This is a genomic window from Agrobacterium salinitolerans, assembly GCF_027498475.1.
In the GTDB taxonomy this organism is placed as follows: Bacteria; Pseudomonadota; Alphaproteobacteria; order Rhizobiales; family Rhizobiaceae; genus Agrobacterium; species Agrobacterium salinitolerans.
This window is the reverse complement of the sequence record NZ_JAPZLN010000001.1, coordinates 1,467,464-1,483,938: the sequence shown is the minus strand read 5'-3', so window position 1 is coordinate 1,483,938 and position 16,475 is coordinate 1,467,464. Positions and strand designations below refer to the sequence as shown.

At 59.7% G+C, this 16,475-nt stretch carries 14 protein-coding genes; 8 read left to right on the top strand and 6 right to left on the bottom strand.

Annotated features, from left to right (window positions below):
* The first annotated feature begins 30 nt into the window (after nt 1–30).
* Nucleotides 31–1,263, top strand: a complete 1,233-nt coding sequence (locus O9X91_RS07135; protein WP_077985536.1) for an ABC transporter substrate-binding protein — start codon at nt 31–33, stop codon at nt 1,261–1,263.
* A gap of 188 nt (nt 1,264–1,451) precedes the next feature.
* Nucleotides 1,452–2,564, top strand: a complete 1,113-nt coding sequence (locus O9X91_RS07130; protein WP_142912993.1) for an ABC transporter ATP-binding protein — start codon at nt 1,452–1,454, stop codon at nt 2,562–2,564.
* Between the two features lie 152 nt (nt 2,565–2,716).
* Here O9X91_RS07130 and O9X91_RS07125 read toward each other — a convergent pair whose 3' ends face one another.
* Entirely contained in the window at nt 2,717–3,202 is a 486-nt protein-coding gene (locus tag O9X91_RS07125) for a hypothetical protein (protein WP_137412248.1), read from the bottom strand.
* Between the two features lie 243 nt (nt 3,203–3,445).
* On the opposite strand from O9X91_RS07125, the gene O9X91_RS07120 reads away from it, so the two are divergent.
* From O9X91_RS07120 to O9X91_RS07095, 6 genes are all read left to right on the top strand, one after another.
* Nucleotides 3,446–4,309, top strand: a complete 864-nt coding sequence (locus O9X91_RS07120; protein ID WP_077985539.1) for a MurR/RpiR family transcriptional regulator — start codon at nt 3,446–3,448, stop codon at nt 4,307–4,309.
* Nucleotides 4,310–4,391: 82 nt separating this feature from the next.
* Nucleotides 4,392–5,174, top strand: a complete 783-nt coding sequence (locus tag O9X91_RS07115) for an SDR family oxidoreductase (RefSeq protein ID WP_269833637.1) — start codon at nt 4,392–4,394, stop codon at nt 5,172–5,174.
* A gap of 44 nt (nt 5,175–5,218) precedes the next feature.
* Nucleotides 5,219–7,138 (top strand): beta-N-acetylhexosaminidase, encoded by a 1,920-nt coding sequence (locus O9X91_RS07110; protein WP_142912995.1) that lies wholly within the window; start codon nt 5,219–5,221, stop codon nt 7,136–7,138.
* A 12-nt stretch (nt 7,139–7,150) separates the two neighbouring features.
* Nucleotides 7,151–8,584, top strand: a complete 1,434-nt coding sequence (locus O9X91_RS07105; protein WP_142912996.1) for a M81 family metallopeptidase — start codon at nt 7,151–7,153, stop codon at nt 8,582–8,584.
* 61 nt (nt 8,585–8,645) lie between these two features.
* Nucleotides 8,646–9,851: an MFS transporter gene (locus O9X91_RS07100; RefSeq protein WP_142912997.1), complete on the top strand. Its 1,206-nt coding sequence runs from the start codon at nt 8,646–8,648 to the stop codon at nt 9,849–9,851.
* Between the two features lie 26 nt (nt 9,852–9,877).
* Complete coding sequence (locus O9X91_RS07095) at nt 9,878–10,618, top strand: copper homeostasis protein CutC (RefSeq protein WP_269834288.1); 741 nt, start codon at nt 9,878–9,880, stop codon at nt 10,616–10,618.
* On the opposite strand, the gene O9X91_RS07090 is transcribed toward O9X91_RS07095, so the two are convergent.
* The 5 genes from O9X91_RS07090 to O9X91_RS07070 all read right to left on the bottom strand — a co-directional run bounded on the left by O9X91_RS07090 (nt 10,584) and on the right by O9X91_RS07070 (nt 16,474).
* On the bottom strand, nt 10,584–11,735 hold the full coding sequence (locus O9X91_RS07090; protein ID WP_142912999.1) for a glycosyltransferase family protein: 1,152 nt from the start codon (nt 11,733–11,735) through the stop codon (nt 10,584–10,586). The two genes, O9X91_RS07095 and O9X91_RS07090, sit on opposite strands and share 35 nt — an antisense overlap.
* Nucleotides 11,732–12,979 carry a glycosyltransferase gene (locus O9X91_RS07085; RefSeq protein ID WP_165691374.1) on the bottom strand — a complete coding sequence of 416 codons (1,248 nt, stop codon included), beginning with the start codon at nt 12,977–12,979 and terminating at the stop codon, nt 11,732–11,734. Before O9X91_RS07085 ends, O9X91_RS07090 begins: the two co-directional genes overlap by 4 nt.
* 43 nt (nt 12,980–13,022) lie before the next feature.
* Nucleotides 13,023–14,231: a glycosyltransferase family protein gene (locus O9X91_RS07080; RefSeq protein WP_269833635.1), complete on the bottom strand. Its 1,209-nt coding sequence runs from the start codon at nt 14,229–14,231 to the stop codon at nt 13,023–13,025.
* Between the two features lie 72 nt (nt 14,232–14,303).
* Nucleotides 14,304–15,479: an ABC transporter permease gene (locus O9X91_RS07075; protein WP_077985546.1), complete on the bottom strand. Its 1,176-nt coding sequence runs from the start codon at nt 15,477–15,479 to the stop codon at nt 14,304–14,306.
* A complete protein-coding gene (locus O9X91_RS07070; RefSeq protein WP_269833634.1) occupies nt 15,476–16,474 on the bottom strand; it encodes an ABC transporter permease in 999 nt (332 codons plus the stop codon). Before O9X91_RS07070 ends, O9X91_RS07075 begins: the two co-directional genes overlap by 4 nt.
* Nucleotide 16,475 lies beyond the last annotated feature (1 nt).

The window sequence follows — 16,475 nt, the reverse complement described above, 5'->3', positions numbered from 1 at the left end:
CGGAACGACCACCAAAACGGGAGACTACCTATGGCACTGAAACATTACGGATTGGCGCTCTGCGCTTTCGCATTTGCCGGTTCCACTGCCCTTACGACGGTGACGGCGCACGCCGCCGACAAGGAGATCAGCTGGATCTATTGCGGCGACAAGATGGACCCCATCCATGAGAAGTACATCAAGGAATGGGAAGGCAAAAACGAAGGCTGGAAGGTCGTGCCGGAAGTCGTCGGCTGGGCCCAGTGCCAGGATAAGGCGACCACGCTCGCCGCTGCCGGCACGCCGGTCGCCATGGCCTATGTCGGTTCGCGCACGCTGAAGCAGTTCGCGCAGAACGATCTCATCGTTCCGGTGCCGATGACGGAAGACGAAAAGAAAAGCTATTATCCCAACATCGTCGATACGGTCACTTTCGAAGACACGCAGTGGGGCGTGCCGGTCGCCTTCTCGACCAAGGCGCTCTACTGGAACAAGGACCTGTTCAAGCAGGCAGGTCTCGATCCTGAAACGCCGCCGAAGACCTGGGCCGAAGAAATCGCCTTTGCCAAGCAGATCAAGGAAAAGACCGGCGTTGCCGGTTACGGTCTGTCCGCCAAGACCTTTGACAACACCATGCACCAGTTCATGCACTGGGTTTATACCAATAATGGCAAGGTGATCGACGGCGACAAGATCACGGTCGACAGCCCGCAGGTTGTCGAGGCACTGAAAGCCTACAAGGACATCACGCCCTATTCCGTCGAAGGCCCGACGGCCTATGAGCAGAACGAAATTCGCGCCATCTTCCTCGACGGCAAGGTTGGCATGATCCAGGCGGGTTCTGGTGCGGCCACGCGCCTGCAGGAAACCAAGATCAACTGGGGCATCGCGACCTTGCCGCTCGGCCCGGAAGCCAAGGGTCCTGGCACGCTGCTCATCACGGACAGCCTTGCGATCTTCAAGGGAACGGGCGTGGAAGAAAAGGCGACCGAATTCGCCAAATTCATCACCTCGCCTGGTCCGCAGGGTGAATACGAATTGCAGGGCGGCGCCGGCCTCACCCCGCTGCGTCCGTCGCCGAAGGTCGATGAGTTCATCGCCAAGGATCCCTTCTGGAAGCCGCTGATCGACGGTATCGCCTATGGCGGTCCCGAGCCGCTCTTCACGGACTACAAGGGTTTCCAGGACACGATGATCGAGATGGTGCAGTCTGTCGTCACGGGCCAGGCAACACCGGAAGATGCCGCGAAGAAAGCGGCTTCGGCTCTCGAGCAGTATAAATAATCTTTCATGAGCACGGATGCGGGCGGGAGCCGTCCGCATCCGGCAAGTTTCGCCGAGGGAACGCCTGCGTCTTCCAGGATGCTTTTTCCCCCTGTTTTTCAACGGTCCCGATCCGGTGTGGCTTTGCCCCTGTTTCGGAACATCTCTGAACGCGGCCTGATGTCGGCCGCTGACGGGAGAGGCAAGTCTTGGGTCAGCTTTATCTCAACAACGTCCGCAAGAACTATGGACATTTCGAAGTCATCAAGGGCGTTCAGCTCGACATCAGGGATGGCGAGTTCGTCGTTTTTGTCGGCCCTTCGGGATGCGGTAAGTCCACATTGCTGCGCATGATCGCCGGCCTTGAGGAGATTTCCGCCGGTGACGTCGTCATTAACGGCGTAAAGGTCAATGAATTGCCGCCGGTCAAGCGCGGCATCGCCATGGTGTTCCAGTCCTATGCGCTTTATCCGCACATGACGGTGTTTGAAAACATTGCTTTTCCGCTGCGCGTCGAAAAGATGGAAGAGGACAAGATCAGGCAGAAGGTCGAGGGTGTGGCCAAGATCCTCCAGCTCGACCAGCGTCTGCAGCAGCGCCCCGGCATGTTGTCCGGCGGCCAGCGCCAACGCGTGGCGATCGGCCGCGCCATCGTTCGCGAGCCGAAAATATTCCTGTTCGACGAGCCGCTTTCCAACCTCGACGCTGCCCTTCGCGCCGACATGCGCATCGAACTCACCAATCTTCACCGGACGCTGAAGGCGACGATGATCTATGTCACCCACGACCAGGTGGAAGCCATGACCATGGCCGACCGCATCGTGGTGCTGAACGCCGGTAAAATTGCCCAGGTCGGCGCACCGCTCGAGCTTTATCACAAGCCGGCTAACCTGTTCGTGGCCGGCTTCATCGGCAACCCGAAAATGAATTTCCTGAAGGTCACCTGCAAATCCGTCAGCGCCGAGGGTGTGACTGTGGACTATGAGGGACAGACGGTCACCGTGCCGGTGGAACCCCGCGCCGGTCTTGAAGGCGCGCAGCTGACGCTCGGCATCCGCCCGGAACATACCGGTCTCGAACCGGCCGACCTCAATGTCACGGTCGCACCCAGCGTGATCGAGCGGCTCGGGGTCAATACCATTGCTTATGGTGTCGCGCCGACGGGTGAGAATTATTGCGCGTTGCTTTCCGGCTCCGCACCTGTGGTCGAGGATGAGCCCATCGTCACCGGTATCAAGGCTTCGGACTGCCATCTGTTTGATGAGAGCGGCGTTGCGCTGGAAAGGCGCGTCGATCTTTCAGTCCTCAAGCTGATCCAATAAGGCGCAGGAGCCGGGCCATGTTCTCTGTTTCCCCATGCCCGGCTGTTCCTGAGGCGATCCGTCTCCAGCAGCATTTTCCTGCTCATTCCAGACGAAAAAATAAAGCCGGGCTTTCGGCCCGGCATGCAAAGCTTGTCAAGATTTCTTCTGGATCACGGCATGGGGTTGGGCATGTAGCCGGTGAAACCGCTGATCTTCCAGCGTCCCTGATGCAGCCGGCAATAATAGAGCGTCTGCCATTTCATGACGTCGAAGCTGCCATCGGCCTTGCGAAGCCCACCGTCGAACTTCTTGCGCACCAGCGCGGTCTCACCTTCCACTTCGATTTCTTCCAGCGTGGTGGTCGCAAAGATCGCATCGCGCGGGTTCTCTGCGAATTGCTGGGTTTGAAAATCCTGCGCCTGCCGCAGCCACTCGTCCCGATAGGCGCTGAGCGAAGGGAAGGACAAGCGCCAATTGTCCGGGTTCGCATCCCGGTTGGCGTTGATGCCGAGAAAGCCGTCCTCGACGAAATCATCCGCGACCTTCGACCAGTCGGCGGCCAGAAAAGCGTCGATGTCACGCGTTACCAGCATCTCCCAGATGGAATGGCGGGCGATGTCTGTTTCGGGAAAAGGGTTTTTGAAGGGATCACGCATGGTTTCGGTCCGGTGTTGAAATTATTTTCAAGATTTGGAGATTTCTCTGGTGTTGATTGTTGGCATATGCTCATCTCTCAATCAACAAAGAAAATAATTTTCAAATTAAAGGTGTGCGTGGTGTCGTCAGCAAGACGAAACATCCTTGACTCATGGATCTATGCGGTTGACGGGCGCGCTTTCTTAGGGTGCATCGGAAACGGGGCCAAGCCTTAAGTTTTGGCGGAACGGAGACCGGTGAACATGGATATTTTTGCAAGAATACAGGAAGACAGGGGACAATTCTCGCAGTCTGAGCGACGGATTGCCGATATTCTGGTTTCGGACTTCGAATTCGCCGTCAATGCCTCGATCATCGAGCTGGCGGCGCGCGCGGAAGTGTCTCCGCCGACCGTGACGCGGTTCTGCCGCCGGCTGGGGTGCCAGAGCTTTTCGGATTTCAAGGTCAGCCTCGCCAAGACGGCCTATGTGGGTATCCGATATCTCACCTCCGAACCCTCCAGCACGGGACCCTCCGATGTTGCGGAAGAGGTGCTCGCCAAGGCGCAGGAAGCGCTTTTCCTGCTGCACAGGACGCTCGATCCGGCCCTTGCCGATGAAGCGGCGATCAGGATCGCCAATAGCGGCATGATCTATGCCTTCGGCGCTGGCGGCAATTCCTCGATGATCGCTTCGGAAATCCAGAACCGGCTGTTCCGCCTGGGGTTGCGCGTTTCGACCAGCGCCGATCACAGCATGCAGCTGATGATGACCGCCGCTGCGCGCAAGGAAGATGTCGTCATCGGCTCGTCCTTTTCTGGCCGTAACATGGAACTGGTGAAGTGTTTCAAGCTGGCGCGGGAAATGGGGGTCACCACCATTGCGCTCACCCAGAGCGACACGCCTGTTGCCGCGGCCGCCGACATGGTGGTGGCCGTCAATGTGCCCGAGGGGAACAATATCTTCCGCCCCACTTCATCGCGTTACGCCTATCTGGCCGCCGTCGATGTTCTGGCAACGCTTGCTGCCTATCATCAACGGCAACGATCGATGGTGACTTTACGTCACATCAAGCAGCAGTTGGTGGAGCATCGCGATCCGGATGACAAACAATTGCTCGGTGACTGAGGCGGGCTGACAAACAACATAGGCTGCTTTGCCTGAGATCCGTTTTGTGGCGGGTCGGAAAGCTTCAAGGGAGTTTCAGGAGATGAAGGACAGGAAAGACCAGCTCGCCGTCGTTACCGGCGCGGCAGGTGATATTGGCCGGGCGATTGCCGCGGCGCTCGCTGAAAGCCATGCAAAGGTCGTGTTGGTCGATATCGACCGCGGCGCCCTTTCGAGCGCGCTATCGGCGCTTTCCGATCCCCGCTTCGTTGCGAAAACCTGCGATGTCACCGACCCGCAGGACCTTGCAAGGCTGGCCGCCGAGGTTGCGGCGCTGGGCGATGTTGTAACCCTCGTCAACAATGCGGGCGCCGCAAGGGCGGTCAGCCTGCATGACACGACCGCCGATATATGGCGCGAGGACAATGCGCTCAATCTGGAAGCGCCGTTTCTCTGCTTCAGGGCTTTCGAAGAGGCGTTGAAGAAAACCCAGGGGGCGGTGGTTAATATCACCTCCGTCAATGGCATGGCGGTGTTCGGGCATCCTGCCTATAGCGCGGCAAAGGCCGGGCTGATCCATCTGACCAAGCTGATCGCCGTCGAATACGGCAAATTCGGCATTCGCGCCAACGCCGTGGCACCGGGCACCGTGCGCACGCAGGCGTGGGAAGCGCGGGCTGCAAGCAATCCTCAGGTCTTTGAGGAAGCAAAGCATTGGTATCCACTGCAGCGCATCGTGAAACCTGAAGACGTGGCCAATGCCGTCGCCTTTCTGGCCGGCCCGCAGGCCGCCGCCATCAGCGGCGTGTGCCTGCCGGTCGATTGTGGTCTCACGGCAGGGCAGGCGCCGCTGGCCCGGACATTTTCGCAATCCGAACATTACTGACCGAAACCCGCTGACGGGTTCAATGCGCAATAAAGGGGAGCATCATGGCGCTCGCACAGTATCGTCTTGAAAATTCGTGGCATCCGCTCGCAGACTCCGCATCCGGCGGCTTCACCTTCACGCTGGTCAATCTTTCCCGCGAGCCGCTGAAGGATTTTCGCATCGTCTACACGTCGTTGACGCGGACGGTAGACAAACCTACGTGCGACAATGCCGTTTATCTGCGCCGCAATGCCAATTTCCATGAATTTGCACCGCCGCCGGGTTTCGTGCTGGAGTCCGGAAAATCCTGGTGCTTCACCGTCGATGGCCTGCTGCGGCCCGCCCGACATCGCACAGACGGCGCGAAATCTGCCTATATCAGTCTTGCCGATGGCACACATCGCGCCGTCGATGTCGGTGACCTGATGATGGATGGACGCCACAGCGAGCCGGCGCCGGTGCTGCTTCCGGAGGGCAAGCTCGATCTGCCCTTTTCGATCCAGCCATGGCCCGCTGAAATCGATGCAGAACCGGGTGAGGGTTTTCCCGTCGCGCTTTTCCCGGCGGAAGATGCGGGCGCAGAAGAAGTGCTTGCGGTGGAAACCGTGCTTTCGCTGTTCCGCCGGCTCTTTGCCGTCGGCCACGTGCCTTTCAGCCTCGCGCCGGTTCACGAGGGAAAACCGCTGCGTTTCACGCGGCATAGCGGACTGGAAGCGGAAGGTTATCGCCTCAGCTTTTCCAAAGAAGCCGTTGTCGTGGAATATTCGGCCGCTGCCGGCCTGCAATATGGTCTGACGGTTCTGGCGCAGCTGCTGCATGGTGCGCGCATCGATCCGAAATTCCGTTTCCCGGCCTCCGGCACCATCAGCGATGCGCCGCGTTACAGTTGGCGTGGCTGCCACCTCGATGTTTCGCGGCAATTCTATCCGACAGGCGATGTCCTGCGGCTTATCGATATTCTCGCATGGCTGCGCATGAACCGCTTCCATTGGCACCTGACGGATGACGAGGCATGGCGGCTGGAAATCAAGGCCTATCCGCTGCTGACCACCGTCGGCGCCACGCGCGGCCCGGATGCGCCGCTCCTGCCGCAGCTCGGTAACGGGGCTGAGCCGGTGTCGGGCTATTACACGCAGGATGAGGTGCGCATGGTCGTCGCGCATGCGGCGGCATTGAACGTCGAAATCGTGCCGGAAGTCGATATTCCGGGCCACAGCACGGCGGCTCTCGTGGCCTATCCGGAGCTGACGGATGGGCAGGAGGCGCCGGACAGCTACCGCTCTGTGCAGGGATATCCGAACAATGCACTCAACCCGGCGATAGAGCCGACCTATGAATTCCTCGGCAAGATATTCGACGAGATGGTGGAGCTGTTCCCGTCGCGGCTGATCCATATTGGCGGCGATGAGGTTGCGGATGGGTCGTGGCTGGCCTCGCCGCTTGCCAAGGCGCTGATGGAAAAGGAAGGGCTCGACGGCACCTTCGGCATTCAGTCCTATTTCATGAAGCGCATCCAGGGCATGCTGCATGAGCGCGGCCGCCAGCTTGCCGGCTGGGACGAAGTTTCCCATGGTGGTGGCGTCGATCCGGCCGGAACATTGCTGATGGCATGGCAGAAGCCGGAAGTCGGCCTTGAGCTTGCAAAGCAGGGCTACGACGTGGTGATGACACCGGGTCAGGCCTATTATCTCGACATGGTGCAGGATGAAGCCTGGCAGGAGCCGGGGGCGAGCTGGGCCGGCACCGTTCCGCCTTCGCATACTTATGCCTATGAAGCCGTTGGCGAATTTCCCGAGGAGTTGAAGGAGCGGATGAAGGGCGTTCAGGCTTGCATCTGGTCCGAACATTTCCTCAATCGCGCCTATTTCAACCATCTGGTTTTCCCCCGTCTGCCAGCGATTGCCGAGGCGGCGTGGACGCCAAGGGCGCAAAAGGACTGGCTGCGTTTTGCGGCCATCGTCCCCTTGAGCCCGGTTTATTGAGGGGAAACCGACATGCGTATTGCCGTTGGTGGAATTCATACCGAATGCAGCACCTACTCGCCGGTGCTGATGGGCGAGCAGGACTTCCGCGTCTTTCGCGGCGCCGAAATGCTGGAGGCCGAGTATTTCAGTTTCCTCGGTGAAGGCGGGGCGGACGTGTTGCCGCTTCTGCATGCGCGGGCGGTGCCGGGTGGTCCGGTGTCACGCGTGGCCTATGACGCTTTCAAGCGGGAGTTCCTCGAACGCCTGAAGGCGTCGTTGCCGCTGGGCGGGCTTTATCTCGCCATGCACGGTGCGATGAATGTCGAAGGCATGGACGATGCGGAAGGTGACTGGATTTCAAGCGCCCGCGCCGTCGTCGGGCCGGATGTCCTAGTCTCTGCGAGTTATGATCTGCATGGCAATGTCAGCCAGACGATTATCGATCAGTTGGATATCTTTGCCGGCTACCGAACTGCGCCGCATATCGATGTGCGCGAGACGATGGTGCGGGCATGGACGATGTTGCTCAAGGCTCTGAAGTCGGGAGAAAGACCCGGCGTGACCTGGGCGAAAATCCCTGTTCTGCTGCCGGGTGAAAAAACCTCCACGGAGGATGAACCCGCCAAAAGCCTCTATGCCGTGCTGCCTGATTACGATGCGCGGTCCGGCATATGGGATGCGAATTTCATGATCGGCTACGTCTGGGCGGACGAACCCCGGGCGACGGCCTGCGCCGTGGTGACGGGAACGGACAAAGCGGCCGCACAGGCGGTCGCGGCCGAGATTGCGCAATCCTACTGGAATGCCCGGCAGGATTTTCGTTTCGGGCCTGTGACGGAGCCGCTCGAGGCCATTCTGGATATCGCCGAAAACACGGCAACGCGGCCGATCATCTTGGCCGACTCCGGGGATAACCCGACCGGCGGCGGGGTTGGCGATCGCGCCGATGTTCTGGCTGCGCTGATTGCGCGCAACTGGCAGGGTGCGCTGCTGGGCGGCATCACCGACAGGCCGGCGGTCGAAGCCTGTTTTGCGGCCGGCGAAGGTGCGAGCCTTTCCCTGAAGATCGGCGGCAGTCTCGATCCGCAGAGCCAGTCCGTGACCGTCGCAGCCCGTGTTGTGAAATTGGACGACCCAGGTGCTGCTGACCAGCGTCAGGCAGTGGTCGCCATCGGCGGCGTCACGGTCATTCTGGCGGCGCGGCGCAGGCCTTATCACATGATCTCCGATTTCACCCGTCTCGGCTTTAATCCAAAGGAGGTGCGGTTACTGGTCGTCAAGTCCGGTTATCTTTCGCCGGAGCTTGCGCCTATCGCCAATCCCAACCTCATGGCGCTGACGGAAGGGGTCATCAATCAGGATATCGAAAATCTTCCCAATCGCCGCCGGGACGGCGATTTGTACCCATGGAAGCCGCATTTCGATTATACCCCTCAGCCCATCCTTTCGGCCCGCTGGCGATGACAGCGGTCCGGTAGCTTTACCCAGCGATCCGGCCCTGCCGGATCATCTCAGGCGAATATCCATGCCGTCGGCTCTTTCCATCGTCATCAACAATCCGTCGATCCGCATCGGGGCGCTCGCCATCCTGTTCTTCGGGTTTTCGAATGCGGCGACCGCCCCCTATCAGGCGGTCATCGGTATTCGCGAAATCGGGCTGAGCAACAGCGTCTATTCGCTGCTGATGCTGTTTGCTGCCGTCATCAATGTCAGCGCCAGCGTGTTGATGGGTATTGTTGCAGACAGGCTGGGTGAATATCGCAAGCCAATGCTCTATATCGCGCTCTTCGGCGTCAGCGGTTATCTGCTGGTCTATCTGGCCGGCAACGCCACCGCCTTCGTCGCTGCAAAGCTGGTGCTTCTGCCGATTTTCGGAGCGATGAATTCGTTGATCTTCGCCCATGTGCGTGCCGACGCGCGCAATCTTTCGACGGGTGAGATGATCGCGGTGAATTCGATCATGCGGGCAACCATCTCGCTTTCCTGGGTGCTGGTGCCGGGCATTGTCGGTGTTTTTCTGGTGAATTCCGGCAATATGCTGATGGCGTTCCTGTTTTCGGGCATCTGCGCGCTTGTCTGCTTTCTGCTTGTCGCCTTCTGCCTGCCGCGGGCCGCCACGCCTGCATCGGCAAATACCGAAGCGCGGTTCGGCCTGCGCGCCTCGCTTGCGGAAATCGGATCCCGGCGGGTGCTGCTGCGGATCATCGCCATCGCGCTCATCTGCTCGATGCTGCATCTCAACGATTCCGTGCGTTCGCTCATCATAACCGGACAGGCCAAGGGCACGGTGGCGGATATCGGCATTGTCGCGGGCATCGTCGCTGCGCTGGAAATCGTCTTCATTCTCCTGTGGGGCTGGATCGAGAAAAAGGTTCCGCAGACGCTGACACTTGCGGCGGGAGCGGGGCTCTACGCCATCTATCTCATTCTGCAGGGGCTTGCTTCAGCGCCGTGGCATATCTACGCCCAAACGGTCATCAGTGCGCTGGGCGCTGCCGCGATCATCAGCATTCCAATTACCTACCTGCAGGAGCTGATCGCGGACCGGCCGGGACTCGGAAGCTCGCTGATCGCCGTGAATATCTTCCTCGGTGCAGGTCTGGGTGCGTTGATTTTTGCCATTGGAACCGTGGTTTCCAGCTATTCGGGGACTTCCATATTGGGTGCGATGGTGGGGCTGGGCGGCGTTTATATGCTTTACGCGCTTGATGGAAAGGGCCGCCGCAGGTAACGGCCACCCAAATGAAAGAGGTTACGATGATTCTCGAAATTTGCGTGGACGATGTCGCCGGTCTGGAAGCGGCGGTCAGCGGCGGGGCCGATCGCATCGAACTTTGTGCGGCTCTTTCCGGCGGCGGTGTGACGCCCTCGGCGGGTTTCATGCAGCGTGCGGCGTCCTGCGGGTTGCCGGTGAGCGTCATGATCAGGCCGCGCGCCGGTGATTTTGTCTTCACCCGCGACGAAGCGGATGTGATGAAACGCGATATCGACGCGGCGCGTGCCGCCGGCCTTTCCGGCGTGGTGCTCGGCGCGTCGCGTGGCGATGGTTCGCTCGATATCGGCTTGCTTGAAGAACTGCGTCGTCATGCCGACGGGCTGGATGTTACGCTGCACCGGGCTTTCGATGTCGTGCCTGACATGGAAGAGGCGCTGGAAGCCGCCATCGCATTGGGGTTCTCAAGAATTCTCACCTCAGGCGGGGCGCGTTCGGCGCTTGAAGGGATTGAGGCTCTGGCCCACCTGTCCGAGACGGCGGCAAGCCGGATCGTCATCATGCCCGGCGCCGGGGTGCGTCCGCAGAGCGTTCAGACATTGCGGGATCGCTTTCCGATAACGGAAATCCACGCATCCTGTTCCGCCGTTCCATCCTATGATCCGGACAGCAGGGTGGCGAAGCTCGGTTTCACCGGCGCAGGGCGCAAGATTACCGATGAGGCGGCGGTTCGCGAGTTGAAGACGATCCTCACCGCTCATCATAAAGGCGGCGCAGCGCTCTAGCTGTTCCGGCCGCGCCATCGAGATCGAGCGCGATCGTGCCGGGCGCCGGTAGGGAGAATGCCGTCTTGATGGCATCGGCCATCGCTTGCGCCGAAATATCCTTCTCCTCCAGCACATACGCCAGCCCCAGCCGCGCCAGCCGTTCGGCGCGGGCGCTCTGTTCGGTTTCGCCTCCGGCTGCGAAGGGGATCAGAAGCGAGCGGCATTTTGCCTGAAGAATATCGCAGACGGTGTTGTAGCCGGCCTGTGAAATCGAAAGCCGTGCGCCGGCGAGCAAACTTGCGAAATCCTTGCGGAAACGGAAGACGGACACATTGCCCGCCGCCTGCGCCGAGATTGCATCGAAATCCGCCTGCGGCATGTTGGGACCGGTCACGAGGCACCAGTTCTTGATGCCATCCAGTAGATGGGCAGCCTCGAGAGCAGCCCGGATGAGTTCGGCGCCAACGGCGCCTCCGCCTGCGGAAACCACGATATCGAATTTTTCCGCCGGTTCCGGCGGCGGAAGAGGAGCGACGAGGCCGGTATAGACGATGCGCTGCCTGATCTCGCCTGCGAGGGGAAAAGTGTCTTCCAGCCGGGCAAAATCCGGATCGCCATGGACGAGCACCGCATCGAAATGTTTCTTAACCAGCGACACGGTCTCTTCATCCCGTCCGGGTTTCGTCTTTTCTTGCAAGATATCGCGCAGCGACGCCATGACGAGCGGGCGCGGTTCGCTGTCTTCTATCTCATCGAGAAGCGGCAGCAATTCGAAACGCACCTGCCTGCGGCCGAACGGGAAGGCTTCAATGATAACGATATCGGGTTTGGCGCCGTGATAGGCCCCGATAAGCATGTCGGTTCTAAGCCTCTTGAAGTCGTCGTCCACCGGTTTGCCGGAGCTGTCGACCAGGCCAGCAAAGCTGCCGTCGCTGACGGCGATGGGCGGCAATTCGACATGGCGGATACCCTCGCCCGGAAAGCCCGGAACAGGCGTGCCGCCCGTGACCAGCACGACATCGAAACCGTTCGCCTGAAGGGCGTTGGCAATGCGGCTGGCGCGGGCGATATGGCCGATGCCGAGAAGGTGCTGGACGTAGAAGAAGACGCAGGGGCGTTTTTCCGTATCGGTCATGGCGTTTTTTCCCACTCTTTCTCGAACAGGGCCTTCAGCTCGATAATGCTGGTGCGATGGTCGAAGGCGGTGCGCACACGGTCTTCGGCGGCGCTGCCAAGACGCTGGCGCAATTGCGGATCGGTGATGGCCATGCGCAGCGCCTCTGCGAAAGCGGCCGGATTTTCCGGTTCCGTCAGCAGGCCGTTTTGACCGCTGACGAAAAACTCCGGTATCCCGGAAATATTGGTGGAGATGCAGGTCAGCGCCTGGCTCGCGGCCTCGACCAGCACATTTGGCAGGCCGTCGCGGTCGCCATCGCTGGTGATGCGGCAGGCTAGAGCGAAGAGGTCCGCTTCGCGATAGTTCTCTAGCACCTGTTTCTGGTCCATGGCCCCGGTCCAGACGATCCTGTCGGCGACGCCGAGTTCGTCTGCGAGTTTCTTCAGTCCGCCCAATTCATCGCCGCCGCCGATATGGGTGAAGCGCCAATGCATATCCTGCGGCAGCGAGGCGAGCGCACGCAGGAGAATATCGATGCCCTTTTTCTTGACCGCCCGGCCGACGCTCAAAATCCTCACCGGATCTTTGGCGTCTGAACCGTCTCTTGCCGTTCGCGACGTGTCGAAATGCGGGAAACGGGTGAGATCGAGGCCATGATAGCTCAGATGCACGTTCCGCCGGGCCCCGGAAAGGGTTTGCAGATGCTGGAAGCCGCCGGCAGTGCAGGTCACCGCCCAGCGTGCGCTTTGCAGTTTGGCGGCAAGGTCGCGGTCGCTGGAGGTCCAGATGTCCTTGGCGTGGGCTGAAATCGTCCAGGGCGTGCCGGTGATGAGGTGAGTATAGGCGGCGACCGAGGCGGGGGTGTGGATGAAATGGACATGCAGCCATTCGGCATCTTCAGGCCATTCATGCGCGAGCACCGCAGCCTGCCCGAAACGGCGGAAGCGATTGCGGCTGAGATCATGCGGCAGATCGTTGAAAAAGCGGCGAAGCGCCTTGGTGAAGCCCGGCTTCCCGCGGCACGCCCAAAGCGCCTTCAAAACCCGTAGCGGCTCCTCATGCAGATATTCCGGCAAGTATGTCACGGGCGCGCGGATTTCATCGTGAACGGGGTGGCGCTTTTTATCCGTCGGACGGCGCATCGACATGAGTTCGAGCTTCAGCCCGGCCTTCTCCAGTCCCAGAAGTTCCTGGGCGATGAAAGTCTCGGACAGGCGCGGATAGCCCTTGAGGAGCACCACGATTTTTTTTGTGTCGGTCACGTTGCGCGTGTCTCTTTTGAAGCCGTGTTTGTCGGGGAACCGGTCACGCGGAGAGCGTAATCGGTGCCTTATCGCTTTCGGGCGGCAGCCATTCGGCTATCCGGCGCGATATGTTTTCAAGACCGTCCAGCTTCAGCCCGCACGCATTGACGGAGGGCGGCGCGCGGTGCGGCAGGGCTTTCAGAGCCGCGGCCATTTTTGCCGGGTTTTCGGCATCTTCCGGCAGAAGCATGTCGAAAAGGCCAAGCTCCGATGCGCGGCTGGCGCGGATAAGCTGCTCTTCGCGCGGCACCGTGCGCGGTACGACGAGGGCGGGTTTGTCGAAGGACAATATTTCGCAGACGGTGTTGTAGCCGCCCATCGAGACAACGGCCTGGGCCCCGGCGACGAGGTCTTCCATGCGGTTGTCGAATTCGATGATCTCGATATGCGGGATATCGGCAACGCTGCTCATGAAGCGCTGGCGCTGATCCGCCGGCATATAGGGGCCGAGCACGACAAGCGCCTTATGGGTCAGTTCCGGGTCATGGCGATAGGCATTGATGACGTCATCGATCAATTCACTGCCATCGCCGCCGCCGCCGGTGGTGATGAGAAGATAATCGCCTTCCGGCCGATGCGCCACGGTTTCGGCCTGCGTTTTGGATCGTTGCAGAAAGCCCACGAAATCCATCTTGTCGCGCACGGTCTGCGGAACGTCGAGCCCCGTCAGCGGATCGTGGAAATCGGGTGGGCCATAAATCCAGACGTGGTCATAGAACTGGCCGATCTTTGTCATGACATTGTTGCGCTTCCACTCCGCCTCAAGCAACTGCGGCGCGTCCATGACGTCGCGCAGGCCGATGACGAGCTTGGTGCCCTGTCCCTTGAGATAGGCAAGCGTTTCCTCCACCTCGCCGCGCAGGCCCATGGGCTCCTTGTCGACGATGAAGATATCCGGCTGGAAGCTTTCGGCGGTGTGGTAGATGATGGAGCGGCGCATCTTCAGCGTTTCCTGAAGATCGATATGCCTGTCCATGGACGTATATTCGCCGTTGCGCAGCTTGATGACGCTCGGGATTTTCACGAAATCGACGCGGGCGCGGTAATCGAAAGCGCCGGCAATCGTCGCGCCGGAAATGATGAGGACGTTGAGGCCGCGATAATCCTCCACCAGAGCATGCGCGATGGTGCGACACCGCCGCAGATGCCCGAGCCCGAAGGAATCGTGGCTGTACATGAGAATACGCGCGTCGTTCAAACGGGAGGTCATGGGCCACACCTCTTTTTGCCTTTCACAAAAAAGGCGATGGCGGAAGGGCAGTTTATCAAAGGGTGTTCCATCTTATCTGAAGGGATCCGCAGCATCACGTAGTCCGTCACCGAAGAAATTAAAGGCCAGAATGACGAGAACGACCGGGATCGTCGGGATGAGAAGCCATGGATATAGCGCAATGACGCTGACGCTGCGCGCCTCCGTGAGCAGAATTCCCCAACTTGTGATCGGTGGTCTGAGACCGAGGCCGAGGAAGCTCAGGGCGGTCTCGCCGAGAATCATGCCGGGTATCGTCAGAGTGGCCGATGCGATCAAGTGTGACATGAAGCCGGGAATAAGGTGTCTGCCGATGATGCGCGGCGTGCCGGCACCCATTAATTGTGCAGACAAAACATAGTCTTCTTCGCGAAGCGCCAGAAGTTTCGAGCGCACGGCGCGTGCAAGGCCCGTCCAGTCCAGCATGCCGAGAATGATGGTGATGCCGAGATAGACAAGGATCGGGCTCCAGGTCACCGGCATGATTGCGGCAAGCGCCAGCCACAGCGGAATGCTGGGAATGGATTGCAGCACTTCGATGATGCGCTGGACGATCAGGTCAAACGTGCCGCCGCGATAGCCCGCCAGACCGCCGATCACAATGCCGAGAACGAAGCTCATGGCGACGCCGAGAAGGCCGATGGTCAGCGAAATGCGCGCACCATAGATGATGCGCGACAGCACGTCACGCCCGAGACGATCCGTGCCGAGCAGGAACAATTCACCACCCTCCGCTGGGCAGACGAGATGGGTTCTGCCCTCGAACATGCCCCAGAAGCGATAGGTATCGCCTTTGCAGAAGAAACGCAGCGGCTGGATATCCGTCGGGACATCCCGATAGATCCGTCTCAGATTGTCCATGTCGAGCGTCATTTCCCGGCCGTAAACGAAGGGGCCGACAAATTTTCCATCATTGAACAGGTGAATGGCCTGCGGAGGGGCGTAGATATTTTCAATATTGCGGGTGTGGAGATTATAGGGCGCCAGAAACTCGCAGATCAGGATCGAAAGATAAAGCACCACCAGAAAGACGCCGGACCACACGGCGATCTTGTGCTGACGGAACTGCCACCACATGAGGCGCAGCTGCGAGGCCTTGCTGAAGGCGGCCATTCCAGATGTGTTGGGTTCGATCAGCGAAGGATCGAAGGGTGCGGTCGAGACGTAATGGGGCAGCGTTTCGCCGGGTTTCGGAATGGACGAAGTCATTTGACGTTACCACCTCCGAAGCGGATTCTCGGGTCGAGTATGGCAAGGGCAATATCCGACACCAGAACGCCGATCACCGTCAGGAATGCCAGGAACATCAGGAACGAACCGGCCAGATACATATCCTGGCTCTGCAACGCCCTGATGAGCATGGGGCCAGTGGTTTCGAGTGATAGGACGACAGCGGTGATTTCCGCGCCTGATATGATAGCGGGCAGGATCGAACCGATATCTGAGATGAAGAAATTCAGCGCCATGCGCAGCGGATATTTGGTCAGCACCTTGAAGGGGTGCAGCCCCTTGGCGCGGGCGGTGACCACATATTGTTTCTGCAATTCGTCGAGCAGATTGGCGCGCAGGCGGCGAATCATGCCGGCGGTGCCCGCCGTTCCGATGATGAGGACGGGAATCCAGATATGTTCGAGGATCGATTTGAACTTCGCCCAGCTCATCGCCTGGTTCAGATATTCCCGGTCCATCAGATGGCCGATGGAGATGCCGAACCAGATATTGGCGAAATACATCAGGATCAGCGCCAGCATGAAGTTGGGAATGGCGATGCCGAGCAGGCCGAGGAAGGTGAGGCCATAATCGCCCCAGCTATATTTATGCGTGGCGGAGTAGATGCCGATCGGGAAGGCGATAAGCCAGGTGACGATGATGGTGACGAAGGAGACGAGCACCGTCAGCCACAGGCGGTCTCCCACCACATCGCTGACCGGCAGCTGATATTCGAAGGAATAACCGAAATCGCCGACCAGCATGCCGGTTGCCCAGCGGAAATAACGGATCGGGGCTGGCTGGTCGAACCCGTAACGGGCGCGTAGCTCCTCGATTTCGGCAAGGTTTGCCGTTTCGCCCATGGCGCGTAGCTCGGCGACATAGCTTTCGAAATAATCGCCCGGCGGCAGCTCGATGATGGTGAAAACCAGCATAGAGATCAGGATTAGCGTGGGGATCATGACGAGGACGCGCTTTAAAATATACCGCAGCATA

Bases quoted from the DNA above. Each gene is read 5' to 3' on its own strand.
- O9X91_RS07135 (WP_077985536.1), top strand. From the start codon at position 31: ATGGCACTGAAACATTACGGATTGGCGCTCTGCGCTTTCGCATTTGCC.
- O9X91_RS07125 (WP_137412248.1), bottom strand. From the start codon at position 3,202: ATGCGTGATCCCTTCAAAAACCCTTTTCCCGAAACAGACATCGCCCGC.
- O9X91_RS07120 (WP_077985539.1), top strand. From the start codon at position 3,446: ATGGATATTTTTGCAAGAATACAGGAAGACAGGGGACAATTCTCGCAG.
- O9X91_RS07115 (WP_269833637.1), top strand. From the start codon at position 4,392: ATGAAGGACAGGAAAGACCAGCTCGCCGTCGTTACCGGCGCGGCAGGT.
- O9X91_RS07110 (WP_142912995.1), top strand. From the start codon at position 5,219: ATGGCGCTCGCACAGTATCGTCTTGAAAATTCGTGGCATCCGCTCGCA.
- O9X91_RS07105 (WP_142912996.1), top strand. From the start codon at position 7,151: ATGCGTATTGCCGTTGGTGGAATTCATACCGAATGCAGCACCTACTCG.
- O9X91_RS07100 (WP_142912997.1), top strand. From the start codon at position 8,646: ATGCCGTCGGCTCTTTCCATCGTCATCAACAATCCGTCGATCCGCATC.
- O9X91_RS07095 (WP_269834288.1), top strand. From the start codon at position 9,878: ATGATTCTCGAAATTTGCGTGGACGATGTCGCCGGTCTGGAAGCGGCG.
- O9X91_RS07090 (WP_142912999.1), bottom strand. From the start codon at position 11,735: ATGACCGATACGGAAAAACGCCCCTGCGTCTTCTTCTACGTCCAGCAC.
- O9X91_RS07080 (WP_269833635.1), bottom strand. From the start codon at position 14,231: ATGACCTCCCGTTTGAACGACGCGCGTATTCTCATGTACAGCCACGAT.
- O9X91_RS07075 (WP_077985546.1), bottom strand. From the start codon at position 15,479: ATGACTTCGTCCATTCCGAAACCCGGCGAAACGCTGCCCCATTACGTC.
- O9X91_RS07070 (WP_269833634.1), bottom strand. From the start codon at position 16,474: ATGCTGCGGTATATTTTAAAGCGCGTCCTCGTCATGATCCCCACGCTA.